28 protein-coding genes, 1 tRNA gene and 1 pseudogene are annotated in these 25,616 nt (G+C 72.0%); 8 read left to right on the top strand and 22 right to left on the bottom strand.

Annotated features, from left to right (window positions below; translation table 11 throughout):
• Positions 1 to 26: 26 nt before the first annotated feature.
• From IEY94_RS09690 to imuA', 12 genes are all read right to left on the bottom strand, one after another.
• Positions 27 to 458: a pilus assembly protein TadG-related protein gene (locus tag IEY94_RS09690; protein ID WP_189169737.1), complete on the bottom strand. Its 432-nt coding sequence runs from the start codon at positions 456 to 458 to the stop codon at positions 27 to 29.
• Positions 455 to 865 carry a TadE/TadG family type IV pilus assembly protein gene (locus IEY94_RS09685; RefSeq protein WP_189169736.1) on the bottom strand — a complete coding sequence of 137 codons (411 nt, stop codon included), beginning with the start codon at positions 863 to 865 and terminating at the stop codon, positions 455 to 457. The genes IEY94_RS09690 and IEY94_RS09685 overlap by 4 nt, the downstream gene beginning before the upstream one ends.
• Positions 866 to 924: 59 nt before the next feature.
• Positions 925 to 1,353 carry a TadE family protein gene (locus IEY94_RS09680; RefSeq protein ID WP_189169735.1) on the bottom strand — a complete coding sequence of 143 codons (429 nt, stop codon included), beginning with the start codon at positions 1,351 to 1,353 and terminating at the stop codon, positions 925 to 927.
• A 12-nt stretch (positions 1,354 to 1,365) separates the two neighbouring features.
• A complete protein-coding gene (locus IEY94_RS09675) occupies positions 1,366 to 1,578 on the bottom strand; it encodes a hypothetical protein (protein ID WP_189169734.1) in 213 nt (70 codons plus the stop codon).
• Between the two features lie 24 nt (positions 1,579 to 1,602).
• Positions 1,603 to 2,472: a secretion system protein gene (locus IEY94_RS09670; protein ID WP_189169733.1), complete on the bottom strand. Its 870-nt coding sequence runs from the start codon at positions 2,470 to 2,472 to the stop codon at positions 1,603 to 1,605.
• The gene (locus IEY94_RS09665) at positions 2,469 to 3,353 is read right to left on the bottom strand and encodes a type II secretion system F family protein (RefSeq protein WP_189169732.1); all 885 of its coding nucleotides are present in this window, start codon (positions 3,351 to 3,353) and stop codon (positions 2,469 to 2,471) included. Before IEY94_RS09665 ends, IEY94_RS09670 begins: the two co-directional genes overlap by 4 nt.
• Entirely contained in the window at positions 3,353 to 4,909 is a 1,557-nt protein-coding gene (locus tag IEY94_RS09660) for a TadA family conjugal transfer-associated ATPase (RefSeq protein WP_229783470.1), read from the bottom strand. The genes IEY94_RS09665 and IEY94_RS09660 overlap by 1 nt, the downstream gene beginning before the upstream one ends.
• A complete protein-coding gene (locus tag IEY94_RS09655) occupies positions 4,899 to 5,651 on the bottom strand; it encodes a CpaE/TadZ family protein (RefSeq protein ID WP_189169731.1) in 753 nt (250 codons plus the stop codon). The genes IEY94_RS09660 and IEY94_RS09655 overlap by 11 nt, the downstream gene beginning before the upstream one ends.
• On the bottom strand, positions 5,651 to 6,310 hold the full coding sequence (locus IEY94_RS09650) for an SAF domain-containing protein (RefSeq protein ID WP_189169730.1): 660 nt from the start codon (positions 6,308 to 6,310) through the stop codon (positions 5,651 to 5,653). Before IEY94_RS09650 ends, IEY94_RS09655 begins: the two co-directional genes overlap by 1 nt.
• Complete coding sequence (locus tag IEY94_RS09645; RefSeq protein WP_189169729.1) at positions 6,307 to 7,272, bottom strand: ATP/GTP-binding protein; 966 nt, start codon at positions 7,270 to 7,272, stop codon at positions 6,307 to 6,309. The genes IEY94_RS09650 and IEY94_RS09645 overlap by 4 nt, the downstream gene beginning before the upstream one ends.
• Positions 7,266 to 7,895: a hypothetical protein gene (locus tag IEY94_RS09640; protein ID WP_189169728.1), complete on the bottom strand. Its 630-nt coding sequence runs from the start codon at positions 7,893 to 7,895 to the stop codon at positions 7,266 to 7,268. The genes IEY94_RS09645 and IEY94_RS09640 overlap by 7 nt, the downstream gene beginning before the upstream one ends.
• Before the next feature lie 746 nt (positions 7,896 to 8,641).
• Positions 8,642 to 9,418 carry a DnaE2-dependent mutagenesis accessory factor ImuA' gene (gene imuA' / locus IEY94_RS09635; protein WP_229783469.1) on the bottom strand — a complete coding sequence of 259 codons (777 nt, stop codon included), beginning with the start codon at positions 9,416 to 9,418 and terminating at the stop codon, positions 8,642 to 8,644.
• A 45-nt stretch (positions 9,419 to 9,463) separates the two neighbouring features.
• Between imuA' and IEY94_RS09630 the strand changes: the two genes are divergently transcribed.
• The gene (locus IEY94_RS09630) at positions 9,464 to 10,594 is read left to right on the top strand and encodes a hypothetical protein (RefSeq protein WP_189169727.1); all 1,131 of its coding nucleotides are present in this window, start codon (positions 9,464 to 9,466) and stop codon (positions 10,592 to 10,594) included.
• A 10-nt stretch (positions 10,595 to 10,604) separates the two neighbouring features.
• Here the strand turns inward: IEY94_RS09630 and IEY94_RS09625 are convergent, their stop codons facing one another.
• The 3 genes and pseudogenes from IEY94_RS09625 to IEY94_RS09615 all read right to left on the bottom strand — a co-directional run bounded on the left by IEY94_RS09625 (position 10,605) and on the right by IEY94_RS09615 (position 12,133).
• Positions 10,605 to 11,186, bottom strand: a complete 582-nt coding sequence (locus tag IEY94_RS09625) for a hypothetical protein (protein ID WP_189169726.1) — start codon at positions 11,184 to 11,186, stop codon at positions 10,605 to 10,607.
• A gap of 212 nt (positions 11,187 to 11,398) precedes the next feature.
• Positions 11,399 to 11,736: pseudogene (locus IEY94_RS09620) on the bottom strand (YnfA family protein).
• Between the two features lie 172 nt (positions 11,737 to 11,908).
• Positions 11,909 to 12,133, bottom strand: coding sequence for a hypothetical protein (locus IEY94_RS09615; RefSeq protein ID WP_189169725.1), 225 nt, complete (start codon positions 12,131 to 12,133; stop codon positions 11,909 to 11,911).
• A 239-nt stretch (positions 12,134 to 12,372) separates the two neighbouring features.
• On the opposite strand from IEY94_RS09615, the gene IEY94_RS09610 reads away from it, so the two are divergent.
• Entirely contained in the window at positions 12,373 to 13,407 is a 1,035-nt protein-coding gene (locus tag IEY94_RS09610) for an ATP-dependent DNA ligase (protein WP_229783468.1), read from the top strand.
• A 14-nt stretch (positions 13,408 to 13,421) separates the two neighbouring features.
• Here IEY94_RS09610 and IEY94_RS09605 read toward each other — a convergent pair whose 3' ends face one another.
• Positions 13,422 to 14,300: a hypothetical protein gene (locus tag IEY94_RS09605; protein WP_189169724.1), complete on the bottom strand. Its 879-nt coding sequence runs from the start codon at positions 14,298 to 14,300 to the stop codon at positions 13,422 to 13,424.
• A gap of 152 nt (positions 14,301 to 14,452) precedes the next feature.
• Here IEY94_RS09605 and IEY94_RS09600 point away from each other — a divergent pair, with 152 nt between their 5' ends.
• A complete protein-coding gene (locus IEY94_RS09600; protein WP_189169723.1) occupies positions 14,453 to 14,788 on the top strand; it encodes a hypothetical protein in 336 nt (111 codons plus the stop codon).
• 10 nt (positions 14,789 to 14,798) lie between these two features.
• On the opposite strand, the gene IEY94_RS09595 is transcribed toward IEY94_RS09600, so the two are convergent.
• Positions 14,799 to 15,029, bottom strand: coding sequence for a DUF2188 domain-containing protein (locus IEY94_RS09595; protein ID WP_189169722.1), 231 nt, complete (start codon positions 15,027 to 15,029; stop codon positions 14,799 to 14,801).
• Between the two features lie 140 nt (positions 15,030 to 15,169).
• Between IEY94_RS09595 and ligD the strand changes: the two genes are divergently transcribed.
• On the top strand, positions 15,170 to 16,135 hold the full coding sequence (gene ligD, locus IEY94_RS09590) for a non-homologous end-joining DNA ligase (RefSeq protein WP_229783467.1): 966 nt from the start codon (positions 15,170 to 15,172) through the stop codon (positions 16,133 to 16,135).
• 9 nt (positions 16,136 to 16,144) lie between these two features.
• Here ligD and IEY94_RS09585 read toward each other — a convergent pair whose 3' ends face one another.
• Positions 16,145 to 16,804 (bottom strand): VOC family protein, encoded by a 660-nt coding sequence (locus tag IEY94_RS09585; protein WP_189169721.1) that lies wholly within the window; start codon positions 16,802 to 16,804, stop codon positions 16,145 to 16,147.
• Between the two features lie 288 nt (positions 16,805 to 17,092).
• Here IEY94_RS09585 and IEY94_RS09580 point away from each other — a divergent pair, with 288 nt between their 5' ends.
• A complete protein-coding gene (locus IEY94_RS09580; RefSeq protein ID WP_189169720.1) occupies positions 17,093 to 17,728 on the top strand; it encodes a hypothetical protein in 636 nt (211 codons plus the stop codon).
• Here the strand turns inward: IEY94_RS09580 and IEY94_RS09575 are convergent.
• Genes IEY94_RS09575 through IEY94_RS09565 form a run of 3 tightly spaced genes read right to left on the bottom strand, consistent with a single transcriptional unit; the run spans position 17,622 to position 20,927 of the window.
• A complete protein-coding gene (locus tag IEY94_RS09575; protein WP_189169719.1) occupies positions 17,622 to 18,122 on the bottom strand; it encodes an HXXEE domain-containing protein in 501 nt (166 codons plus the stop codon). The two genes, IEY94_RS09580 and IEY94_RS09575, sit on opposite strands and share 107 nt — an antisense overlap.
• Positions 18,123 to 18,166: 44 nt before the next feature.
• Positions 18,167 to 19,582 (bottom strand): outer membrane protein assembly factor BamB family protein, encoded by a 1,416-nt coding sequence (locus IEY94_RS09570; protein WP_189169718.1) that lies wholly within the window; start codon positions 19,580 to 19,582, stop codon positions 18,167 to 18,169.
• 19 nt (positions 19,583 to 19,601) lie between these two features.
• Positions 19,602 to 20,927, bottom strand: a complete 1,326-nt coding sequence (locus IEY94_RS09565) for a collagenase (RefSeq protein WP_189169717.1) — start codon at positions 20,925 to 20,927, stop codon at positions 19,602 to 19,604.
• Positions 20,928 to 21,295: 368 nt separating this feature from the next.
• On the opposite strand from IEY94_RS09565, the gene IEY94_RS09560 reads away from it, so the two are divergent.
• The 3 genes from IEY94_RS09560 to IEY94_RS09550 all read left to right on the top strand — a co-directional run bounded on the left by IEY94_RS09560 (position 21,296) and on the right by IEY94_RS09550 (position 22,975).
• Entirely contained in the window at positions 21,296 to 21,457 is a 162-nt protein-coding gene (locus tag IEY94_RS09560) for a hypothetical protein (protein ID WP_189169716.1), read from the top strand.
• A 324-nt stretch (positions 21,458 to 21,781) separates the two neighbouring features.
• The gene (locus tag IEY94_RS09555; RefSeq protein ID WP_229783466.1) at positions 21,782 to 22,252 is read left to right on the top strand and encodes a PaaI family thioesterase; all 471 of its coding nucleotides are present in this window, start codon (positions 21,782 to 21,784) and stop codon (positions 22,250 to 22,252) included.
• A gap of 646 nt (positions 22,253 to 22,898) precedes the next feature.
• Positions 22,899 to 22,975, top strand: a tRNA-Phe gene (locus IEY94_RS09550).
• Positions 22,976 to 23,150: 175 nt separating this feature from the next.
• On the opposite strand, the gene IEY94_RS09545 is transcribed toward IEY94_RS09550, so the two are convergent.
• Positions 23,151 to 25,562, bottom strand: coding sequence for a PLP-dependent aminotransferase family protein (locus IEY94_RS09545; RefSeq protein ID WP_189169715.1), 2,412 nt, complete (start codon positions 25,560 to 25,562; stop codon positions 23,151 to 23,153).
• Positions 25,563 to 25,616 lie beyond the last annotated feature (54 nt).

Genomic DNA, 25,616 nt, shown 5'->3' with positions numbered 1-25,616 from the left:
AACAGTGTCCTTCGCAGTCGTGCAGGTCAGTTGGGGGTGATCAGGCGGGCGGTGGCTTCGCCGGTGACGTCGCGGCTGCCGTACCCGAAGGCGGACAGCAGGACGGGCCGGTGGGTGATGGTGGCGGTGACGGTGACCGACTGCCGGTCCGGGGCGACCGTGACCGTCCCGGTGGCACCGGCGGAGGCCAGGTACTGGGCTGCGGCTTGGTTGGCCGCGGCCGGGTCGATGCGCTTGACACCGCCGCCGACCGCCGCGGGCAGGTCAATGGCCTGGCCGGCGGTGCGGGCGGCCTGGGCGGCGACGTTGTCCGCGCGCTGCAGCGCGCGGATCTGCCCTGCGCCGTCGACGACCAGACCGACCAGCAGAAGCAGCACGGGGGCGAGCATGGCGACGAAGATGCTCACCCCGCCCCGGTCACCGCGCACGCCGGCCAAGCGGCGACGCAGCCGGCTCATGAGGGCACCGTCCGGGTCCGGAACCGGTCCAGCGGCGAGGTGAACTCGGACTTCAGCGTCTTGGTCGCGGTGATCCCGGGCAGGGCGGCGAGCTTGGCGTAGGACATCGTGCACGCGACCTGAACCCGCACCTGCGCCGGCTGCCCGAGCGGCACCGCGTACCCGGAAGTGTCGACGACAGTGGCGATGTCCTCACACTGCAGCCCGTTGCCGGACAGGGACCGGTGCGCGGCCCGGTCGGCCTCGGCACGCGCCTTCGCCGGGTCGGTTTGCAGGGAGGCGGCGCGGGCGGCGTCGTGGGCGGCGTCCGCGACGGCGTTCGCGGCCAGCACGGTGCGGCCGGCCGCGACGGCGAGCAGGATCAGCAGCAACAAGACCAGGCCCAGGATCGCCGTCTCGATCGTCACCGACCCCCGCTCCCGGTCAACCGCGCGCCGTGCCGGCGCTGGCGGGACGAGGCGGCCGGTCATGGCGCACCGCCGGTGACGACCTCGCGCGGGCCGGAGCTGGACTTCGAGATCCGCGACCACGGGCCGGGAATGATGCTGACGGCGTCGGCGTCGATGGTGACCGTGACGGTGGTGGCGGTGGTCTCCGCCTTCACCCGCGGGCTGGTGACCAGCCCGCCGGCGGCTTTGCCGAGGAACCGCGTCGCGGACTCCTGCGCCGCGCCCGGCGGCGCGTCGTAGAGCCGGCCGGCATCCACGCCCTGCTGCGCCGCCGCGAGGACGGTCATGTTCGCGTACATGCTCAGGGCGGCCTGTACCCCGCCGACGATGAGCAGCATGACGGTCGGGGCGAGGATCGCCAGCTGCACCGCCGTCGCCCCCCGGTCGCCGCGCAGCCTGATCCGCCGCCGCGCGAGCGCGCGGCGGAACCGGTCAACGACGGGCACAGGCATCGGCGGCTACGGCGTGAGGCCGTTGATGACGTCGATGAACTTCCCGACCCCACCTTTGATCGCGGCGATCACGAGCAGCGCGAGCAGGGCCAGGCCGGCGGTGATGATCACGGTCTGAATGGTCTCCGCGCCCCGGTCGCCGTCAGGCCCTGTCAGCCGGGCAGCCAGCCGGCCGCGCAGCCGCGCGGCGACGGCCTTGGCGCTGGTGATGGTCTTCATGTGGTGCACCTCCCGTGAGTTCGTTCAGGTTGCGAGCTGTAGTTGGGCGACGAACGGATACGCGGCGATGCCGAGCAGCACCAGCACCAGCGCCGCGCCGAGGGCGTCAAGCGCGGTGGAGGACGCTTTCGCGGCGGACAGTTCGTCGTAGCGGATCTGCGTCCGCAGGCTGGTGGCCTTGGCGCGCAGGGTGCGGTAGACGTGCGCGCCGGCGGTACCGGAGGCGTGCATGATGTCGCCCAGGTCCCCGAGCGCAGGAACGTCGAGGTCCCGACCGAGCTGCTGCAGCCGCTCCCACGGCGGCTCCAGCCGCAGCCGGGCTTCTCCGAGGGCGCCGCGGATGAGGTCGAACACCGCGCCGACACCGACGGTCGCGGCCTGCTCCAGCGAGGCAACCGGCCCATGCCCGGCGGCGGTGGACAGGGCGACCTGGTCGAGATAGACGCAGACGCCACGCCGGTACTCCGACCGCGCCCGACGGGCCCGTGTCCGGATCCCGCGGTACTGCAGGACCATCGACCCCAGCGAGAACCCCAACCCACCAGCGGTCGGGACGACGAACGGCACGTCGACCTCGGCGAGCGAGGCAGCGAGCGCCAGCGTCGGCACGGCCACCAGGCCAGTGAGGGCGGCGAGGCCGAGGTGGGACAGGAACCTCGTGCTGGTGTAGCCGAGCACGGCGATGTCGGCGGCCGGGACGAGCTTGTCGGTCGCCCAGCGCCAGCCGCGCCGCAGTGGCGGCTGATACCGCTGCGGGGTGTCCGGGTTCAGCCGCGCCAGCGCCGGCCCCAGCGCCGGCGTCGCGGGCCGCAGCTGCCACACCACCACCGCCACGGCGAGGCCGAACAGTGCGCCGGCGATCAGCCCCGCCACCGCGAGGGTCCCGCCGCTCATGCCGCACCGTCCAGGGTGAGGATCCGCGCGGGGCGCCGCGGCAAGGCGAGCTTCCGCGCGGCGAGCAGCAGGCCGATGAACGCCGCCGAGAACAGCGCCAGCACGACCTGACCGGTCGCGGTCGCGTACGGGGCGGCGTAGGCGGGGGCGAGCACGCCGACGGCGAACTCGGCGATCACCATCGCCGTCAGGACTTTGAGGGTGAGGCGGGCGTTGGCGCGTTCGGCATGCACCGCCCTGCGGATGCTGGCTTGCTCGGCCGCGGCGGCGGCGATGCCGTCCAACACGTCGCCGAGGCGGGAGCCGCGCACCTGTGCGTGGGCGATCAGCGCGGCGACGACCTCGTCGGCGTGCGGATCGTCCAACTGTCCGGCCAGCCGCCGCAGCGCCGCGGGTAGGTCCTGCCCCGCCTGCAAGGCGGCTGCCAGCGCTCGCACTTCGACGGCGATCTCCGGCGCCGCGGTCGCGGCGGAGGCGATGATGCCCTGCTGCAACCCGGTCCCCGTCTCGACCAGATCCTTCAGGCGCCGGGTCCACGACTCGACGGCCTCGAGCCGTTCAATCGCGGCCTCCTCCAGCTTCCCGGCGCCCAGCAGCCACGGCAGCCCACCCACCGCGAGGGCGGTCAGCGCCGCGGCCACCGGCATCCCCGACACCGCCAGCACCGCCAACGCGGCCAGGCCGGCGGCAGCGATGCGGCGGCGGTGGATCCGCCGCTCCCGCGCCCCGCCCCGCCGCGGCCCACGCCATCCCCGCCGAGCCCAGGCGGTCGCCGGTCCGAGGGTGCGCGGGAGCCGGCCGGTGAGCATGCCGACCAGCCACAGCACCGAGACCGCGAGCACGGCCCCGGCGACCATGGCGGGCAGGAACAGGCCGTCCATCAGCCGCCACCGCCCACGATCGTGTCCAGCCGGCGGGGCCACCTACCGACTCCGCGGTACTGGTTGAGGACACCTGGGTCGTAGCCGACGCGGCGCAGCCGGTTGACGTGCCGCTCCGGCAGATGTTGTGGCACCGCCCGCCCCGACTGCCCGTCGGCCGGCCCGAACACGGTGGTGGTGCGGACGCCGTCGCCGTCCGGGAAGAGGCCGTCGACCTCTAGGACGTGGCTCACGAAGCGGTGCTTCCGGCCGCCGATGGCGGTCTCGTCGATCATCTCCACGTACACGATCAGGTCGACGGCGCCGGCGACCTGCCGGAACGCCCGCTGGACCGAGTGTTCGCCGCGGTGGGCCAGGACGAGTTCGACGACGCGGTCCATCACCATCTGCGGCCCCCGCGAGTGGATGGTGGCCAGGGAGCCGCCGGTGGTGCCCATCGCCTGCAGCATCGCCACGATCTCCCGCGACCGGACCTCACCGACGATCACCCGGCTGGTGTTCAGGCGCAGGGATAGCGGGATCATGTCGTCGAGGGTGATCTCCCCGACCGGCCGGCCATCCATACCGAGGTCACCGTGGCCTTCACGCGCTTCCAGGGAGACGGCCCACGGGTGGGCGCCGGTGGTGTGCAAACCGAGCTCGCGGGACTCCTCCATGGTCACGAACCACTCGTGACGGGGGATCTCGGCCGCGAGCGCCCGCACCAGGGTGGTCTTGCCTGCGCCCGGCCAGCCGGCCACCAGCACGTTGAGGCGGGCGGCCATCGCGGCGGTGAGGAAGTCCGCGAGCAGCGGATCGAGCATGTCGAACGACGGGCCAACCAGATCGGGAAGCGTCACCGCCAGGGCGCCGTGGCGGCGGATCACCACCACCGGCCGCTGGGACACCTGGTAGATCGCCGTCAGCCGAGACCCGTCCTTGAGCTGCAGGTCGAGCATCGGCTGCGATGGCGACAACGACCGCTCCGTCGAACCGGAGTCCGCCGCCCGGCGGGCGAGGTTGGCGACCAGGGCCACCAGGTCGTCGTCGCTGTCGGCCACCGGCGGCGCCGAGGCGATCCGCCCGTCCCGGTACTCGATCCGGACGCCGTCGCAGCCCAGGATCGTGATGTTCTCGATCGTCGGGTCGTCGAGTAGCTGCTGCAGCCGCCCGAGCCCGGCGATCTCGGCCATGACGGCGGCCAGTAGGGCGTCCTCGTACGCCGGGGTGATGCGGCGCTGTCGGCGCTGCTCGTCGACCCAGACGCCGACGACGCGGGTCACGATCCGCTCCCGCTCGGCCACCGCGACGGGGTCGTCGCTGGCGGTGGCGTGCAGCATCGTGGCCTGCTCCCGCACCACCCGCTCGTGTAGCCGCCGCACCAGCGTGTAGTCCACCGCCTGCGCATCCTGCGGCGCGGCGGGGGCGGGTTCGGGCAAGCGCGGCGTCGGGACGCGCGTGTTGGCCTGCTCACCGGCGGGCTCGTCGGTCATTTGCCGGTTGGTGCGCACCGCGGCGAGGTGACGTGGCGGCGGCAGCGGGCTGGTCAGCCATGGCGGCTTCGGCTTATCGGACATCGGCGCTCACCCCCTGCCGGTGCACCCCGTCGTGCAGAGTGCGGGCCAGGCGGTGCGCCTCCACGATCAGCCGCTGCCCCCGCGGCAGCGCCCCACCGTGCGAGAGCTTGCGCGCCACGCGTGGCGCCCACGGCCACACCCCGGCCACCGGTGCGTCCAACCGCCGACCGGCCTCGCTGGCGTAGGGGCCGTCGTCAACGATCAACAGCCTCACGTTCTGCGGGTGCGCAGCGACAGCCTCCAGCTTCGCCAGGGCGTGCTGGGCGTGCGCCAGCGACGGCAGCGTTGCCCGCACCACCAGCAGCACCGCGCCCGCGGCGCGGATGACCGGCCAGAGGGTGTGCTCGGCGGACAGCCGGCCGCAGTCGGCCACCACATCCAACCCCTGCGCGTCCAGGTCGGTGAACAGGGCGGCCAGGTCCTGGCCCATCTCCGCCACGACCCCGGCCGAGGTCGGGGAACTGATCCCGGGCAGCAGCAGCCGACGCTGCGCCGGCGGCTCCAAATCGATCAGGTTTCCGAAGAACTCCTCACGCAGCCGGCCGCGGGCGTGCGCGACCGCCAGCTCCGCCGTCCCCCGGTCGGCCGGAACCTGGCCGGCGAGGTAGCCGGGCAGCGCGTCGCCGCCGGCCGGATCGCACTCGGCCAGCACCACCGGAATCGGCCACGACAACGTCAACGCCAACGCCGCCGTACTCACCCCGGGCGAGCCCTTCGCCGAGCACACAGCTACGACACCCATCAGCGGTCACCGCCGTTGACCACCAAAGCGATCCGGCTGGCCGCCGCCGCCGTCGCGATGCGAGGTGCTTCGCCGGCCTCGACGATCACGTCCACGGTGGTGCCGCCGCCGAACTCCAACGCCCGCACCGCGACCACGGTGCCCGGGTAGGTACGCGGCGGGGCTTCGGTGTCACGGCCGGCGCCCGCCACCGGCACCTCCACCAACTGCACCCCGGCGGCCGGCTGCAGCGGCTGCGCCGGCGCATGCTCCGCCTTCAACGGCACCGACACCATCCGCTTCCCGGCGCCGGGGAACGACTCGACGAACGGCGTACCGGCCGTCAGCAGCTGCCCGGCCAGCAGCGGCGCCTGCGCGTACCGGCCCACGATCCGATCCCGCTCATCCGCGTCGACCGGCCGAACCGCTGCGTCCAGCGAGCCGCGGACGACCACGAGGTCTTCGGCGGCGATCCGCTGACCCATCGCCACCGGCCGCGCCACCGCCAGATACGACCCCCCGCCTCGCGCCGCCGCCAGCAGATACACCACCGCCAAGCCGGACAACACCATCAACACCACCGCCGCGGCGATCACCGACCGGCCCGCACGCCGGCTGGTGACCCTCTGCGGCGCCGCGACGGGACCGGTCGAGCGGCGAGCTTCGGCCTGCGTGCTCATCCGTTCACCACCACCAGCTCCTTCACGTCGACCGCCGTGGTCGACTGCCGGGTGGTGGTCAACTCGCCGGACTGGCCGCCGCCGGCCCAGGTCACGCGCCAAGTGGTGACCGCGGTGATGGTGTACTTGCCATCCGGCTGCGACTTGCTCGGCGTGCGGTAGACGTACCCGCAGTCAGGCGACGTCGCCCCCGCGGCGGACGCCTTGTACGGGGTGCCGGGAGTCGTGCAGGTGACCGACTGGCCATCACCCATCTGCCACTCGATACGGCTCGCGTTCGCGGTCGCCGTCACGGTGATTCCGCCGGCCGACGCCGTGGCGGTAGCCGGTCCCCAGGTTCGCGGCGACACTGTGGTCCAGAGCCAGACCGGCAGGCCGACCAGTCCGGAGCCGTCGCGGCGTGGGGCGGTGCCGATAGCTGGCCCGGTGATGGGCAGGCGGGCGACTGCCTGTTGCGCGAGCACCGCCGGGGATACGCCTCCGCCGAACCCGGGCGGTGGGCTCGCCAGCCACTTGATGCCGACCCCGCCGATGCCGAGAGGATGAGTCCTGCCGGCTGGATAGCAGATGTACTCGTACACGGCGCCTTCACCGGGCTTGTGGCCCTCCCACAGCGTGCTGCTCGCCGGGGGCGGCGGGTCGATCGTGTTGTAGTAGCAGCCGTCGCCGGCGTTGAACCATGCGGACGTGGCGCGAGTGATCTCACTGCGGACCGGAATCGTGCAGGGCACGGTTTCCCCGGCCCAGTTGCATGCCCCGGCGCCGCCTTCGCTGGGCTTGCCGGTGCCGGGCTTGGTGCCGCCGGGCTTACCGGGCTTGGTGACCACGACGGTGCAGTCACCGTCCGGGGTGCAGATCACTGGCGGGTCGGCAGATGCCGGTGCAGCGCTGGTCAGGATGGTTGCGGTCGGCGCGATGAGCGCAAGGCACATCATGAGCGCCGCCCCCGTGCGGCTCAGCATGGACTCTTCCTCTCCGGTGTGAGCGTGGAAATCAGCCACCGGCCGTCGCCGTACTTCTCGGCCTTGGCGCGGACGATGTACTTCGGGAGCTGGTCGGGCGCCGACCGGTTCTGACCCGTGGCCTTGTCGATCGTCTTGGAGCCGTTGGCGTCCCGGCAATCGACCAACTGCACGTACGGCGGGGTGCCGGCGAGGTTCACCTCGGCCACGCGTACGTCGTGCTTGGGGGTACCGACGACGGCCAAGCCGTTGTCAGCGAGTTGCTTCAGCGAAACGCTGGCCTGCAGCCGCAACGGTGACCCCGCGCCCTTAAGCGGAAGGTCCTTCGCCGGGTCGGCCGCGGCAGCATTGAACGACTCCTGGTACGCATTGAACGCAGCGAGCGCCTGCTCCGCCGCCTGGTCGCGTGCCGCGTCAGCAGAACTGGTAGGCGAAGCACTCGGCCCGGCTGTCGGTCCGGGCCCCGACGAGCCGTCCTGCGGCCAGTACTTCACGGCCAGCAGCACTGCGCCGAGGACCAGCACGAGCACGACCGCGGTGATGCCGATGGCTTTGCCGCCGGAGCCGCGGCCATCGGCTGCTTCGGTGGTGGTTACGTCGTCGGCCGGGTGCGGTGACGGCATGATGGAGGACCTTTCTCGTCATCGGGGCGAGGGAAGTCGAGTCGGGTGCAACAACGTTTCTAGTCGATGTGTTCCACCCTCGAAAAACCCATTACGCGCGGTAAGTGAACGGCAGCACGAGAGTCGGGGTGGGCCGGACGGTTAACTGTCCATCCAGTTCACGGCCGATTACCGGCCGGTAGTCCCGTGTGGAGGGTGTCACGTTGGGTGACGGATGTGGGCGTCGCGGACGTTTCGGAGATGGCCCATCGGTCCACATCGAGCCGGCGAAGTCCAATTCACATCACGTCCCCCCGTGGCATTCCTCTGTGAACACAAACATGAGACTCCGCGAATCGTCAGGTGGTTTCCGGCGTGTGCCTGGTCACTTTGTCGACGCAATTGCCTGAGGCTCACCTATCAATTGACGACTCAAATAACGGTGCGCAAGCGGGTCCGAGCGGTGGGTCAGCGAAGAGCCCGCACAGATCGCGGTACGCGCGGTGCAGCACGCCACATCGGCACGCCAGCTCTCCGCGCAGGGCGGGTGCGTGCGTGCACCGGCACGGGTACTCCGGTTCCGCGCCGACCCGGTACGGTCGCGGCGGTCGCGCCAGCGCACGGTGGCCGGGTTGGCGCGGATGCGTCGCAGGTCGGCGCGTAGGTCCGCGACGGTGTCGAGGTAGAGGGTGAGTTGCGGTGGTCCGGGCCAACCCCGGTCGCGGGTGACGACGAGGCGCCACCTGCTCACCCTGTCGCCCATCCGTTCATTCGCTCCAGGTGGTCCAGGTCTGCGGGCGTCGCTGCTGCGCGGTGACTCCGGGCCCGGGTAGCGGTATCGGCGTGGTCAGCCGTCGGGGGCGGGCGGCGGCGCCGCGGCCGTGGGCGGTGACGGTCAGGGTCATCTGCTTGAGTCGGCCGCGGCCCTGGCCGAGTCCGTGCCAGACGCGGTCGCTGGCGGCGAGGTTCAGGTCGGCGCCGGGCCACCGGCCGGTGGGTATCAGGATTGTCCCGGTGCGTCGGGCGCGCGCCACGAGCGCGCGGGCGGTCGCGTCGGTGACCCCGCCGCGCGGGCGGATGGCGACGGCATCGACGCCGTCCATGAGCACGGCGAGGATCGCGGGCCAGTCGGTGCCGGGGTCGGGTACCAGCGCCAGGCGCGATAGGTCCAGGCCGTCGTGCTCGGCGGCGGCGACCGCGCCGAGGTCCGGCATCCCGACGACGGCGGCCCAGCCGCCGGCGCCGATGATCGGCGCGAGCACCGCGTACAGCAGGGACATCGACCCGGTGACCGCGACCGTTGAGCCGCGGCGTAGCCCGCCCGCCCAGGGCGACAGCGGGGCCAGCACCGGGTGCAGCGGCAGGAACCGATCCGCGCCGCTGTCGGACACCTGCGCGGCAGCGCGCAGTGCCTGTGCAGGCGTGGCGGTGGTGAGGTTCTGCTTCTTGCTGGCCGCCGTACCGGTGACCGTCGCGAGCGCTCGGGCGACGTCGTCGGAGCCGCGGATCCGACCGGCGCCGCGCCACGGCGCGGGCGAGGTCATCGGCGTTCACCCCCTCTCGGGCAGCACGGGACGCACCCTCGACCGGTGCTGCTGGTCGAACGTGTGTACGAATGCGGTAGGTGGCTGACGCTACCCCGGGCCGGTGGCGGCGGGATCGGACTTTCGGTGGCTTCGATCTATGTCACAGCAGGTCAGGCGGTTCGGGTTGTCGTTTCGTCGGTGTCCTTCCCCGGTGTCCGCTCCTCGCCAACGTCCGGCCCGGTAGCGCTGACGAGGCGGCGGTCGACGCGCGCGGCCGGTGCGGCCCGCGGGGGTGCTCGCGCGATGGCGGGCGGGCTGGCGCCGCGCATCTACGGTGGGGCGGTGGCGTTGATGACGCGCACGGCTGCGGTGCGCGTGCTGAGGTGGGCGGCGGTCGTGGTCATCGCGGTCGAGGTGCTGCTGGTGGCCACGGGCGTACTGGATCTGGGCGATGCGGTGGTCATCGCCGTCGGGCTGGAAGTGCTCTGCGCGCTGCTCGCGCTCGCCCTGGCGGTGGCCGCGCGGGCCGTCTACCGGCGGCTGCGCCGCGACGGGGAGAGCCGGAGCGAGGCGTTGCTGCAAGCGGCGGGAACGGTGCTGCCCCGGCCGGTGGTGTCGCTGCTGCGGCACGAGGTCGGCGGCGTGCTGTCGATCGGGATGCTGCTGCGCGGGCGCAAGGACGTCCCGGCGGGTGCGGCGGTGATCCGGTACGGGGGCGCGCACAAGGCGTTCCTGATCGTGATGATGGTCCTCGCCCCGGTGGAGATTCTGCTGGCGGAGCTGTTCATCCCGTGGGCATGGCTGCGGCTGACCCTGCTCGTGCTCGCCGTATACGGGGTGGTGTGGCTGTTCGGCCTCTACGCCGGCATCGTCACCCGCCCGCACTACGTCGACGGCCACCGGCTGGTCGTGCGCATGGGGCATCTGGCCTCGGCGTCGGTCGACCTTCGCTGCGTCCGGTCCGTGCGGCGGGAGTCCGCCAGCGGATACAAGGGGCTGGTGTCGGTCCGCGACGGGGTGGTCGCGGTGCCCGGGATGAACGGCACCGGGCTCACCGCCGTCCTCACACCGGATGCGGTGGTGCGGGTGCAGGGCCGCGGTGCGGTGACGGCGGGGCAGCTGCGGTTCGACGCCGACGACCTGTCCGGCGCGCAGCGGTCGATCCACGACAGCCTCGCCACGCGGTCGAGCTGACGCCCGCGGGTCAGCGGCGGGCGGTGAAGTTCAGCCGGTAGCCGTCGCGCTGCAGGGCCAGGACTGTGGGTTCGAAGTCGCCGCCGTCGAGGTCGCGCCAGCGCTCGAGAGCGGCGCGGATCGGCTCGGGTAGGCCGCCGTCGCGGCGCACGAGGGTCGGACGCCAGGTCGGCTGCACGGTGGGCACTCCCAGCGAGCCGGTCGGGCCCCACGCGAAGTCGTACGGGTGCCAGTGCAGGACGTGGCCGTCGAACGTCGCCTCAACGGTGACTATCGCCGTCGGGAACACCTCGCCCGGAGCCTGCAGCGCGGTCATCAGGTCGGCGTGCTCCCACGCCACGAGCAGGCGCGTGGCGTACATCGAGGCGGGCAGCTCACCTAGCCGGGCGATGGCCGCTGCGGCGTCGGCGCCGCGCCGGAACTGGCGGCTGGTCACGTAGCCGGCGTAGGGCGGGTCCATGGTGTCGATGAAGATGTGCACCGTCGGCGGCGGTACCGCTCCGGCTTCGCGCATCACCTGCTCGGCGGTCTCGAGCACCACGCGCCTGAGCTGTGACGCCATGGGATGCTCCGGCTGCTGCTCGATGACCACATCGACCTCCCCGTGGCGGACCAGCGCCCGCCTGAGCCACCACCGTAGAGGCACCGGCACCCTCCGCGCGCTACCGCTCGGTGGGCTGCGGCGGGCGTCTGTCCGGTCTCGACAGTGGCCGCCGCGCGGCGTACGGTCGGCCCTGCGGTTGCCGCCCGACCACACTGCCCGCTGGCGAGTCGGTACCCGCCCTGAGCTGAAGTCTCTGTGGGTCAGCCGGATGTCCTGGGCGCGTACCTGATGATCGCCACGCCCGCCACACAGATCAGTGCGCCGATAATGTCCCACCTGTCGGGGCGGAACTTGTCGACCGCCATACCCCAGGCCAGTGAGCCGACGACGAAGACGCCGCCGTATGCGGCGAGGATGCGGCCGAAGTTCGGGTCGGGCTGGAAGGTGGCGACGAACCCGTAGGCACCCAGGGCAATGACACCTGCGGCGATCCACCACAGGCCGCGGTGCTCGCGCCAGCCTTGCCAGACCAACCACGCCCGCCGATCTCGAACAGGGCCGCGACGGCGAACAGCAGGATCGAGCGGGCGACGATCATCCCTGGACCGTACCGGCGTCCCCGCCGCCGATGATCATGCAGGTGACCCGGCCGGCGGGCGGCCAACCCTGCCCCGACAGGACCCGGCGGCCAGCAGCGGCGGCGAATGACGCAGCCCCGCGCAGGCCGACCCCGTTCATACCGGTCAGTGCTTCAGCGCCGTGGCCCGCCCTCAGGCCGGCTTGGGGGCCGGTTCGGTGTCGCGCGACCTGTAGGTGGCCACCTCGCCGGTCTCCTCGAACAGAATGAAGGAGCAGTGGCCGACTCCGTGGTCCATCTCCCTGCTGCCGATGACCCGGCCGATGTTGGCGCCCTCGGGTCGGCCCTTCACCCGGACCCACCGCTCTTCGTTGGTAGACGCGATCCCGTTATTGACGGATTGCACAGAGATGTCCATGTCGCCACGCTATACGGCGGCTCCGACAACCTCGAGGCCGTGCGGTCCGACCGCTCTTCGCGAGCGCCGCATCGCCTACTCACCTGCTCGCCACGGCGGCCCCCGCGGCTTCGATCCGGGTCTGAGCAGGTCACGGATGTCGCCGAGCCCGTTTCCCGGTTCGCCGGTTCGCCGGTTGCGGGACCCTCTACGCGCTCACTCTGGGATCAAGACGCAGGCACACCACCGGGAGCGCGCTCATGCGGCGGCCGGGCATCGAGGGAGTCGGTGGGCCGGCGATCGTTCCGCCGGTCGCGCCGATGCTCGCCGACGCCGTCGAGCGGCTGCCGTCCGGTGAGCGGTGGATCTTCGAGCCGAAGTGGGACGGCTTTAGGGGGATCCTGTTCCATCTCCCGGAGGGCACGCGGCTGCAGTCGCGCAGCGGCAAGGCGCTGGGCCCGTACTTCCCGGAGATCCTGCGCGCCGGCCGCTGGCTCCCCGTCGGCACCGTGCTCGACGGCGAGCTGATTGTGTGGCGCGAGCACGGCCGCACGTCGTTCGCCGCACTGCAGCGGCGGCTGTCCGCCGGCCGGCAGGTCATGCGGCTGGCACGCGAGTACCCGGCGCACCTGGTCGTATTCGACCTCCTCGCTGACGCCGACGGACCCTGGCTCGACCAACCACTGCGCCTGCGACGGACCCGCCTCGTCGAGCTGCTTGCCGGGGCGCCGCCCGAGCTGGTGCTGTGCCCGCAGACGACGGACGTCGAGGAAGCCCGGGAGTGGATGCGCACCTGGACCGCCGCCGGTGTCGAAGGGGTCGTCGCCAAGCGCGCCGACAGACCGTACCGGCCGGGCCGACGTGGCTGGCGCAAGTTACGCGTCCGCCACACCGTGGAAGCGATCATCGGTGGGGTCACCGGCACTCTCAGCCACCCCGAAGCCCTGCTGCTCGGCCGTCATGACGCCGACGGGCGCCTGCACTACGTCGGCCGCACCGGCCCGCTGACCGACGCCCACCGCGGCGAACTCCGCGCAGTTCTCACCCGTGCCGGCCCCGCCCGCGGTGGTGGCACCGACCATCCCTGGCCTCAACCGCTACCGGCCACCTGGACCGGGCAACTCGACCGTGCTCAGCCCCTGACCTATGTACAGGTCCAGCCGACGGTCGTCGCCGAGGTCGCCGTCGACGCCGCCTACGAACACCGCCGCTGGCGCCACATTGCCCGCTACGTGCGCTGCCGCTTCGACCTGTCCGTCTACGACACGCCCTTGCTCACATCAGGCGAGATGTGACAGCGGGTCGGTCCTCAGCGCCGTTGGGTGTAGGCAGCCAGGAGCCCTGCCGTCGTCGCCAGAATGGCCTCGGCGTCTACGCGGCTCCAGGAGAAGCCCTCGGTAGTGCTGTCGTCATGGTGAGCAGCACTGGCCATACTTTTCACGTCGTGGAGAATCGCTGCCCAGCGCTGGTCCTGGGTGCGCTGGGCCGGCGGGGTCTCCGCAACGTTCTTGGCTGAGGGCAGGGTCACCAGCCGGGAGACGTTCTCCAGTACTCGGCGGCAGGTAGCCACGCAGTGCTCCCACTGGTGGTCCTGCAGCTCGGCCCGCGCCTGGCGCAGCCGAGCTGCCGCCTGGGACAGCGAAGCCGCGTCCTCGTCAGATGCCGCCGGCGGCGATACGAGCGCTGAGTCGGTGAGCGGGCTCGGCACCCGGATCAGCACGCCGACTTCCGCGCCGGCTTGATCCAGTAGTTCTGACCAGCGACTCCGGGAGATTCGCACCGGCAGCTCTTCGTGGGCCACCGGGTGCACACCGTCCGGCGGTGCCAGGAGTGTGGCCTGGAGCTTGAGGCGCAATACAACGTCGTCCTGTCCACGCGCGCGTTCCAGGCTGATGAGCTGGTCGTCTGTGAGGGAGAGGACCAGTTCCTCGGCGGCCAGGTAGCCACGCAGGGTCACGACCTGAGCTTCCAGCCCGACCAACCATCGGAAGGATGGGTTCTCGGACCAGACCGTGCCGGTCAGGAGGGCCGGAGCATTGCTGGTCGCGTCCTCGGCCTCCAGCCACGTGGCGGTCAACTTGATGGGGAGCACCAGGCGGTGGTTGGCGATGCCCGGTGTTAGCTGGAGCTCCCCGAAGGAGGCGTGAATCTGCCCAGCGGGGTGGTAGCGGAATGAGGCCGTGGTCACGGGCTAAGGAGTAGCACGTGGCACCGACGGTCACCGGTTGATACGCCGTGCATGGTCGCGGGCGGTCGGAGAGATGCCGTAGCGGCCCCGGTTCGGCGCCGGCTGGGCTGCGTTGCCGAGCGGATGTCATAGGGCTGGGGCAGGATACGGGCGTGCCTGCGCTCCGGGACCCTGCCACCATCGCCGCGACGATCGCTGCGGCCCTCGGTGTCGCCGTACCGGAGAGCAGGGTCTGCCCGGCGGGGGTACCGGATGAGTTGGCCCGCTGGCACTGCTACACCGCCGCCAGCGGCCACAGCGTTGTCGTCGCGGTCGCCGCGCTCCTGACTCCGGGGACCAACCCGCTGCACGCGCTGGTGGCGGCGCCGGTCAACGCCGTCACCAGGACGGGCTGGCGCTGGGATCCGGCGCACGACCTGATCGTCGCGGATCTCCCGTATGACAGCGACCGGGGAGTGCTGATCGACCCGGCCGACATCCAGCCCTGACCGCCGAGGGTCAGCCCTTGGAGCTGCGGGGGTCGCGGCTGCGCGGGTAGGTGTTGCGCGAGCCGATGGTGCCGTCCTGGTTGTGGATGACGTGCTCCACGCCGCGGTCGATGGCCATCTGCCGGCCCTCGGCCTGGGCTTCGGCTTTGGTGGCTGCCGTGTTGGAGGCGCGTGTGTTGCCCTCGGCCTTGTTGACCCAGCGGTCGCCGTCCTTGCTGGTGTGGATGTCGCCCTCGGCCATCGTCTGACTCCTCTCCTCCCCGGTACTGCCGGCGTCGATGCGGTTGCCCGCCTCGCGGGACGCGCCCACCATTCCCCGCTTCGCCGTTGGTCATGCCTTGATCAGCGGTGGCCAGCGTGCCGTTCTGGCACGCTGGAAGTGTGGCGATCTTGGGTGGTGAGCTGGTGAAGCCGATGCTGGCCACCCTCGGCACGCTGCCGGCCGGGCCGGGGTGGGCGTCGGAGTTCAAGTGGGACGGCGTCCGCGCCGTCACCTACGTCCGCGGCGGCGCGGTCAACGTCGTGACCCGCAATGACCTCGACGTCACCAGCCACTACCCCGAACTGGCCGACGTCGCCGGCCTCGCCGGCCGGCGGGAGGTCGTCGTCGACGGGGAGATCGTCGCCCTCGACAACCGCGGCGTGCCCGAGTTCGCGCGGCTGGGCAACCGCATCCACGTCCGCGCGCCGACCGCCCCCCTGCTGCGCACCGTCGGCGTGCAGTACTACGTCTTCGACGTCCTGGCCGTCGACGGCGAGCCGACGGTCGGCTGGCCCTACGCCCGCCGCCGCGAGCTGCTCGACGAACTCGGCCTGGACGGCGGGGCGGTCCGTACCCCGGCCGCGTTCGTGGGTGCGGAGCCGGCGGCGGCGTATGACAGCGCGGTCGAGGCGGGCCTGGAGGGCGTGGTGTGCAAGCGCCTGGACTCCCCGTACCGGCCGGGCCGGCGCTCCCCCGACTGGGTCAAGGTGCCGATCGCCCAGACCCAGGAGGTCATCGTGGTCGGCTGGCTGCCCGGCGCCGGCCGCCGCGCCGGGATGATCGGCTCCCTGCTCACCGCCGCCTACGACGCCGACGGGACGCTGGCGTACACCGGCAAGGTGGGCACCGGCTTCACCGACGCCGCCCTGCGGCAGCTGGAGCAGCGGCTGCGCCCGCTCGCCCGGGCGACCAGCCCCGCCGACGGCGTGCCGCGCGCCGAGGCCCGGCACGCCCGGTGGGTGACGCCGAAGCTCGTCGGCGAAGTCGCCTTCCGCACCTGGACCCCGGACCGGCGGCTGCGGCACCCCAGCTGGCGCGGCCTGCGCATCGACAAGACACCCAGCGACGCACGGCTACCCGAGTAGGCGCCGCGGTCAGCGGCGGCGGGCGGCCAGCCACGGCCCCAGACCGGCGCCGTCGTCGGCGGCCAGGAACGCGCCGCGGGCGTTGAGCAGCGCCTCCTCCGCGTGTGACAGGCATCCCCAGACGGTGTCGCCCCAGGGGTCGGCGAGCTTTACCTGCGCCGGCTGGTCACAGGGTGCGCCGTGGGGGCCGCCGATGCGGCAGCCGCCGAGCGGGGCGTCGCCGCGAGCCGCGACGCGGGCTGCGGCTTCGGCCAGGATCGAGAACCCGGCGTCCGGTTGCGCGCGGGGTTCGGTGGGCGGGCCGGTGGGGCTGCGCTGGCCGAGGACGATGACGTTGCGGTCCGGGTCGGCCGTGCGCGCCTCCCCGCCCGGGGCGTGGGGCGGGTGGCCCACGTGCTCACTCTGAATACCGGCATCGGTCAGCGCTTGCTGGATGGCGGTGACGTCAGTCGACCACAAGTAGAGACCCATCGGCAGCGGGGCGGTGACCGGACAGGGATCGACACGGGCGAGCAGGACGGTGCAGTCGCCGTGGCCGAGGAACCGGTAGCCGCCGGCGTCGCTGCTACCGCGGCGCAGCTCGGCGAGCCCGAGCAGCTCGTAGAAGGCCTGCGCCGCGTCGAGATCCTGCACGTAGCAGACCGGGATGGCGTCCTGCAGCGTCGACACGGGCCGAACCCTACGGCACCGGGTGCGCCGCGGACCGGCGGCAGCCAATGGCGCGCGGACCGGTTAGCGCAGCGCGCTCCCTCACCAATCCCGCCAGGCGGGCGGCGGGTGGTGAGCGAGCTCCGGTGGGGTGCGACACGAAGCGCTGTGCGCATCAGCAGGTCTACGCCAAGCCCCTGGCCGACGGCGGGGGTACCGCGTAGTCAGCGCGCTGGTGGGTCGGCGTCGCCCACGTGGCTCTGTCGTAGTCGTTGCGTATGTTGCGGCCACGGATTGAGAGGAGTGGCGGTGTCCTTCATCGAGCATGGCGAGCCCGGCGGGAGCATCGCAGCCGGCGGAGGGAAGTACAGCCGCGATGCCGCCCGGCGGGGTGGCTACTTCGAGCGCACCGTCGCCGGGGCGCTGCGGACGTGGCTCGGCCGCCGCGCCGACACCCTGCATCTGATGCACGACCTGGGCAACTTCAACCAGATCGGTGGCGCCGGCTTGCCGCCGCTGAGCCTGGGCGCGGCGAACGTGGATCACCTTGTCGTGGGTGGAGAGCGGTGGCTGCTGTTCGACGCGAAGGGATGCGGCGCAGGCACTCTGCAGCTTGACGACCGGGGCCGCGGGGTCCTTGTCAAAGACGACGGGGGTGTCGTGGCGCAGCCGTGGCTGAACTCGCAGAAGACCTACTCACTGATGGGCGCGGTGTACCGGCTGACCGAGGGGGTGGGAGGCCAGGTCGCCTGGGTGCTCCCTGACCACACCGACTACACCCGGCTGCCCGTGAACAAGGTTCGGGCGTTCGCCAAGTCCGGGGGATTCGTCCTGCACGTCAGTGAGCTGGCGGCCGGCGGTCTCGACGAGCATCTTCCGGACCCGCAGCCTCCTGCCTCGCCGGCGACGGTGCAGGCGCTCCGGCAGCACCTGCTGTCCGGGTAAGGCCCGGCCCGTGGCCATCTCGCTGATTTGTGCGGTCGAGGTCGCGGCGCAGCCGGAGCCAGAGCAGCCCTGCGGGCAGGTTGAGCAGCAGCGCGGTGATCAGGCCGGGGGCGTAGCCGCCGCTGAGGATGGCCAGTGGCACATGCGGGACCACGGTGTTCGCCAGCATGATCCATGCGAGGGCCGTGACATACGCGGTGTGCTGGCGCCGTACAGCGATCGCCGTGGCCAGCAGCGCTACGAACGTCACGGTGACGGTCGCCAGTTGGAAGGCACCCGCCGACGGCCACGGGATCGGCAACTCGCCGCGCATCCGGTCGAAATATCTGGGTGCTGTCAGCGCTTCCTCGGTGTTGTGTACGGCGAACGCGGCCAGGAGCAGCCAGGCCGGCACTGCGGGTACCCGCCGCCGGTGGCCGGACACCGGTTCGCGCTGTCTCACCGGATGCCGAGTAGGGCGTGGGTGTTGCCGCGGCGGGACCATGGCACGACGACGTAGGTGTTGCCGGCGCGCACCAGGGTCGCTTCGCGTTGGTACTCCAGCTCCGGTGCTTCGACCTCGGCCAGAGTGCGTACGGCGCCGTCAGCGGCGGCCAGGTGCAGCAGCCGGGTGGGTTCGTCGACGGAGGCCAGCCCCGGTTCGAGCAAGGTGACGCTCTGGTCGTCGACGGGGCCGAGCATGGTTGATCGATCCAGCTCCCGGCTGGTCCACCGCGTGTCGCCCGTCGCGAGGTCGATCGCGTGCAGGTAGCGGCCGTTGCCGTCGGCGAACACGTAGAGGGTGTTGCCGTGCACGGCGGCGGGCAGGCCGGCGGCTTCGTCGCCGGAGACCGGGCCGAGGATCTTCACGATCCGGCCGTCGATGCGCTGCGGAATCGCCACGGCGAAGCTACCGGTGTCGGTGAGGGCGATGATCGCGGCGCGGTCGCCGCCGAGTCGGGTGGTGGCCACCGGCGGCGAACCGGAAATGACGACGGCCAGGCCGTGCCCGTCGCCCTGCGGGGTCATCCACTTCTGGCGGCCGGTGGCCAGGTCCACACCGGCCACCGACGGTGGGGTGCGGCTGAACAGGCCCTGGACGCCGACGATGGCGGTGGTGGCGGAGGCGCCGAGCCCGGTCAGGATGCCGTCGCCGGTGGTGCCGCCGGTGTAGGTCCAGCCGGGCCGGCCGGTCGCGGCGTCGTAGGCGCGCACCGCGGTGGACGCGTCGTTGATCAGAATCTTTCCGCCGGCCACGGCCATGTTCGTGGCGCGCCAGTCGGTGCGCGGGTGCGAGCTGTCCGCCGCCGGCAGGGCGCGGGTCCAGGTCTGCTTGCCGGCGGCGAGGTCGATGCCGAGCAGGGTCGAGCAGCCGGTCTTCTTGTCCGCGACCAGCACCGCGGTCAGGGTGCCGGTGATGCGCTGCGGGGCCGCGCAGACCTGCCGGTCCTGCGGTGCGGGCACGGCCCAAGCTTGCTGGCCGTCGGCGACGCGGTAGCCGATCACCCCGTCGGGCTGGGCGCGCACGACGACGTCGCCGGCGGTCCAGATAGCGTAGGGGCGGTCGGAGTCCTGGTTCTTCAGGTCCCACTCGGTGGCGTAGGTGACCGTCCACGCCACCGACGCCAGCGGCCCCTCCCGCTCCCGCTCGTCCGGTGCGATGGCCGCCCGCACGGCGAGGGTTACGCCCAGGCCGATCAGTAGCAGGGCGGCGACTCCGGCGGCGATCCACACGCCCAGCCTCCGCGTGCCCCGGCCGCCCGGCGGCGGGAACGCGACGACGTTGCCGGCGGGCGGGGCGGGCGGCGGCGCGCTGCCGACGCCGGCGGCCGGGGTGGGGTGCGGCGGTGGTGTGGGCTGCTGCGGTCCGGTCATGGTGGTGTCCCCCCGGGGGTCAGCGCAGTTGGCTGCGCGCGTAGGCGATGGCGGCGGGCGCGAACGAGGCGTACGGCGGCGCGCCGACCTCCGCGAGTGCGGTGTCGCGTTTCCCGGCGCGGTAGTAGGCGCTCACCAGCCGGTACGGGGCGGTCGGCCCGTACTTCGCCGCCAGGTAGCGCATGGCCTGGTGGCCGGACCAGTAGTCGAGGTCGGTCTGCCGCCGGTCGGCTACCGCCAGGAGTTCGGCCTTGGCCAGCCGGATGGTGCGGCCAGCGGCCACGTCCGCCCGCGCGGTCGTCGCCCGGGTTTGGGCGGGGCCGCCGTGGTTGGCCAGGTACTCGGCGAACCCTTCGACGATCCACAGGTCCTGGCCGGACAGGCCGTTGTCGGGGTCGGTCTTGTTGACGTTCATCCCGGCGATCAGGGCGTGCGCGAACTCGTGCCGCCACAACTCGGCGACGGTGCCGTCGCGGAAGAACGAGGAGTTCGCGTCGACCACGACGCGGACGCCGGTGGGCTCGGGGCGTTCGGGATGGCCGTGATCGACCATCGGCATCGCCCACCCCGCCGCGTCCTGCGTCTGATCCGCAACCTGGTACAGGGCGTCCATCTCCCGCTTGGTGGGCACGATCGAGGCTACGAACGTCTCGAACGTCGCCCCCGGCGCGCCGGCCTTGCGCCAGGCTGCGAGGTTCGCCTCCGCCGCGGCGTCGGCGGCCGGTAGCCATCGGCGGGCGGTGGCCGCCATCGGCGCGTCGACCAGCAGCACCACGCGCTTGCCCTTCACCACGCGCATGTCCGCCCAGCGGTCCCAGGGGGCTGGCCAGAACACGGTCTTGGAGAAGCCCAGACCGGGCGCAGGCGCGCCGGTCACCGCGGTGATGACCGGCTGCGCGGTCCGGTGGGGTTTGGTGACCGTCCACCGGTACCACTCGGTCACCGGCAGCGGGTCGTAGCCGGCGAGTTGGTGGACGAACGACACGTCGAAGCTGACCGTGATCGCACGGCCGAACGAGTCCGCGGCGCGGCCCTCGTGCCAGATCGGCCGGTACCCCGCCTGCGCGAAGTTCACCTTCTGCAGGTTGTCGAACAGCCGTGTCTGCCCCGCGCGCAGCTTCGCATTGGCGGCCAGCGGGGCGAGGAACCCAGTTCGGTCCTTGCTGCGGATGGCCTCGCTGCGTGCGTTGGCGAGCTTCTGCAGCTCGGCGACGGTCAGCTCGTTGGTGTTCGCTCCGCCGACACCGACGGTCGGCGGCGGCCACCCCGACCTGTTCTCCGCATACTGCTGCCGGCGGTCCAGCCCGCCGAGCACGTAGCCGGCGACGACAGCGATCGCCACCACGGCCGCGAGCGCGCCCGCGCCGATGCCGATCCAGCCGCCCCGGCTGAGCCCACGCCGGCGAACCGCCGTGCCGGGCCCAGCCGGGGCCACGTTGTGAGTCGATGACGAGTTCTCGGTCACGGCGCCCTCCCCAACGGCCGTCCGCACCGAACACCAGCAACCCCACCGCACCTAGTCCACTACGGACGGTCATCGGTGGTCGGTCGCGTGGGTGACGCGCTCGGATGTCGATCAGTCTAAGAAGCAGGCGCAACAGCATTGTTCCCACCGACCGGCAACTTTTCGGCATGCGAAGCATCACCACGCAGCGTGTGGGCGAACCCGCGAACCCGACGCACGATCGAGCCAGATCCACGAGGGAGGACACGATGATCCGACTCCTGCGCCGCCGCGCCGCCGCCTACCTGCAGGGCACCACGTTCTGCGACTCCTGCTACGCCAGCCAGGTGTGCACCCCGGAGTGCCGCGCCGAAGGCCACTACCAACGCATCCGCAACCTGCCGCTGGTCCACACGTCGTTCATGCGCTGAGCCGCCGGAACCCACCGGCGGCGGTCAGCTCAGGTCAAGGACGCGGTCCAAGCCGGTGATGTTCAGCAGCCGACGGACGAGCTCGCCGGGCCGGGCCACCGTGAAAGGTGGTCCCGGCCCCACCGCGGCGTGGTGCAAGTGACATGCCCGACCGGTGCTGGCTCGCGCCGTCAGCCGCTTCTCGGCTGGTTCAATGCTCGCCATGGGGGTTGTACTCGGCGTGCAGCAGCTCCTCGGTTGATTCGTTGTCGGCGCGGTCGGTAGGGGACGTCGGGCCTGGCCCCGCTACACGCGGCAGATGTAGTGAACGGATGATGAGAGCGGGTGCAGGCAGGTATGGACGATGCGAGCGTTGACGCTTCGATGAGCCGCGAGGTGCGGGAACGGGTCGAGGCCAGCTTCGGCCGGCAGGGCTTGATGCGCTATCTGGGCGCGCGTCTGACCCGCATCGCGCCGGGGTGTGTGCACATCGAGTTGGCCAGCCGGCCGGAAGTGACCCAGCAGCACGGTCACGTTCACGCCGGGGCGACGAGCGCTATCGCCGACACCGCAGGCGGGTATGCCGCACTCACACTGCTTCCCGAGGGGGCGGAGGTGCTGACGGCAGAGTACAAACTCAACCTGACCGCTCCGGCTCGCGGGGACCGCATCGAGGCGGTCGGAACGGTCCTCAAAAGCGGCCGGACGCTGAGCGTGTGTCGGCTGGAGGTGTACAGCGTTCAAGACGACCAGAGGTCACTGGTGGCCGCCGGCCTACAGACGATCTACTGCGTTCGGCCCGCCGCGGCTCAATGACCCGGACCGGGATGAGGGCCCACACTGATTGAACGCGACGCGAATCGGCACGTCGACTTCGACCGGCTCGAGCGAGAGTGAGCCGTCCGAGGTCACGCGCGGATCGGGGCCAGGATGCGTGTGCATGCCGTCCAGTGACCTGCGCTTGAGCGAGCCGACCAGCGACGGTGTCACCATCGTTGCCGTGGCGGGGGAGCTGGACATGAGCAACGCGACCTCCCGATCTCGGTCGCATCGGGGATACGCCCGCGTGCCCGCCCACCAGCGGATGTCACGGACAGTGACACGCGTCGGGCCGCGACTGGCCGCATGTGCGTGCTCCCAATGTGCTCGGATGTCGAGGTACGCGGAAGGACCGGGAAGGACCCAGCCGGACTGACGCGGATTCCGGCCCTGATCATCAGACTGGTCGCCGAGCGCCGTCCCTTCCCCAGTCGGACCCGCGACGAGGTCGACGAGGAGGTGCTAGAGCCCATGCCGGCCCCCTATGACCCGTGACGTTCTGTACACCAAGAACCAGGCAGCGATCACGGAGCGTCTAACGCGCGACACGCAAATCGGTCGAACGGCGCCCACGCCGTCGAGGCACACCCTCACCCGACCCTTTCGGCCCACCCTGATACTCTGGCCCAGCGCGACAGCGCACGGCCAGGTAGCTCAGTTGGTACGAGCGTCCGACTGAAAATCGGAAGGTCGGCGGTTCGACCCCGCCCCTGGCCACCAGCACCTTCGCCGGGCTGAGTAAGCGCCCACCAGCAGCAACGCCGGTGGGCGCTTTACTGCACCCAGCCCCGGCCGCGACTCGATCGCCCACCGAGTCCCGGTTCACCCGCCCCCGGGGCGAAGCGCTGATAGCGCACGCAGACGCCACAGAGCGAACAGACCGCCACGGAACAGCCTAGGCGCCGGCGAGTTGCCGCCCCTCCCCCACCGCCGGCCGCAGATGGAGACGCTGGGCGATGTCGCCCAGCAGGTCCCGGTGCAGGCTGTCGGTGGACTGCACGTACAACCAGCTCCGGTGCCGCCGCGCCCCGAACCGCGCCTTGTGCCGGTCGGCCCCCATGCCGTACAGCACCCGCCCGCTGCCGTGCCGCTGCGCGCACCGGATCGCCTGCCACAGCGTCTGCTGGTACGAGTCGTCCGTCCGGACGTAGTCGTAGTCCAGCCCGATGAATACGCCCTGGACGTGGTCGGGGCCGACGTGGTGGGCGCCGAACGCGACCGGGCGGGCGGTGCGCTCGGGGAGCCGCAGCGTGACCACCTCCCAGCACGGGTGCGCCAGCACCGCGTCGATGGTGCGCCGGGGCAGCGGGAAGACGTTGAGGTCGAGGTGCCGGTCGTGTACCCGGCGGTACAGGTCGTAGAGGTGGTCGCGGTCCGCCGGGCCGAGGGCGGCGGCGCTGCCGCCGCGGACCACGTCGACCCGGTACCGGGCCTCCACGGCGAGTACCCGGTTGCGCTGGTGGTAGCGCGCCTTCTTGGTGAGCTGGCCGACGAACTCGTCGGTGTCGGCGAAGTCCATCGGGCGCTGCCAGTTGTCCCGGCCGGGCAGCCGGGCGAACCCCTCGCCGAGCAGGAACAGGCGCAGGTCCTCATCGTCGGGCAGGTCCCGCAGCACGATGCCCGCGGCGCCGATCCGGTCCTCCTCGGCCCGGGCGGCGTCGAGGATGAGGCGCAGCGCGCCGCGCCAGTCCCGGCCGCGGTCCAGGTACAGGTGGTCGCCCTCGGTGATCAGCGAGCCCATCGCGAGCACCCGCGAGGTGAGGTGGTACGGCGTCGTCGCGCGCTGCCGCTCCACCTCGGCGGAGACGTCGGACGGGGCGAGCATGTCGTCCTTCCAGATCGTGTCGGTGAAGAAGGTCGCGGCGACCGGGTGGCCGGTCGCGTCCCGCACGATCCAGTAGTGGAAGCGCCAGACGTTCTCCGGCCGCGGGTCGGGGCCGGCGAACACGTCCTCGGCCGTGCGCAGGCCGGCCCAGTCGAACGAGCCGCGGCCGCCGAGCAGCGCGTTCCACTCGGTCGGCGCGACGGTGTCGATGGTGTCGTGGTGCTCCAACCGCAGCGCGCCGGCCGGCGGTGGCGGCGGCAGCTCCGTGCCGGCGACCGGGCGCCCGTCGAGCTGCCGGGCGAACAGCCGGGCCAGGTGGTGCGCGCTGCTGCCGCCGGCCGCCAGCGCCCGGGGCAGGGCGGCGGCCAGGGTGTGCGCCAGGCCGGTGACGTCGGCCTCGGTGTGGTGGGCGGTCAGCGTGAGGCGCACGCCCGACCGCTTCGCCGGTACCGCCGGGAAGGAGGCGGTGTCGACGAAGTAGCCGGCCGCGTGCAGCCGGCCCACCATGTCGTACGCGAGGTGCGGCAGGCCCGCGCCGACGAACCGGATGGGCGCCTCGCTGTCGCTGACCAGCGGCAGCCGCAGGTCGGCGGCGAGCGCGTTGAAGTGCCGGATCAGGCCCAGCAGGCGCTGCTGTAGTTCCGGGAGCAGCGGGGAGCGGTGGATCCGGGCCGACCCGAGGATCGCGCCGAGCATCGGCGGCTGGACCGGCCCGGAGAAGATCATCGGGCCGCCGACGGTGAACACCTTCCGGCGGCTCTCCGGGTCGGGGAAGACCAGCACGCCGCCGGCGGCGGCGAAGGACTTGTTGAGCGAGCCGGCCACGACGGCGCGGGTCGCCGCGGCGGCGCCGAGGTGCTCCAGCGCGTACCCGCGGCCGTGCCGGCCGGTCCAGGAGAGGCCGTGCGCGTCGTCGAGGTACAGCCACAGGTGCTCGTGCCGCTCGGCCAGCGCGTTCAGGCCGTCGATCGGGCAGTGGTCGGCGTACATGCTGTAGAGGCCGTCCGCGGCGTACCAGACCCGCCGGTACCGGCGGCGGTACTCGGCCAGCCGGCGGTCCAGCGTCCGCAGGTCGTTGTGCGGGACGAACTCCACCCGGGCGCCCTGCGCCCGGACCAGCGTGGCCGCGGTCTGCACGCTGTGGTGGACCTGGTGGTCCAGGAGCAGGACGTCGGTGGATTCGACCAGCGTCGGCAGCGTCGCGAGGTGGCCCATGGTGGTGCTGGCGGTGATGAGAACGTCCCGGCCGAAAATGACGGACAACGCCGATTCCGCCGCTTCGTACAGCGGCGCCGAAAGGTACGCCCGGGACGACGAGAACTGTGTGCCGAACCGCATCGTGGCATCCACCGCGGCGGATTTCAGCAGCTCGTGCGTCTCCAGTCCGAGATAGCTGCACGATCCGAAATGGACCATTTTCTTGCCGGACACCGTGACGGTGCGGCCGTCCAGGCGCTCGTCCTCCGCCCGCAGGTGCAGCATTCCCCGGCGTACCCCGTCCGAGACAATCTCGTCAAGTGCCGCCAATTGTTCCTC

This window comes from Pilimelia anulata (assembly GCF_014647895.1).
Classification (GTDB): Bacteria; Actinomycetota; Actinomycetes; order Mycobacteriales; family Micromonosporaceae; genus Pilimelia; species Pilimelia anulata.
The sequence above is the reverse complement of the archived record's forward strand: the minus strand, read 5'-3'. Positions and strand labels throughout refer to the sequence as shown.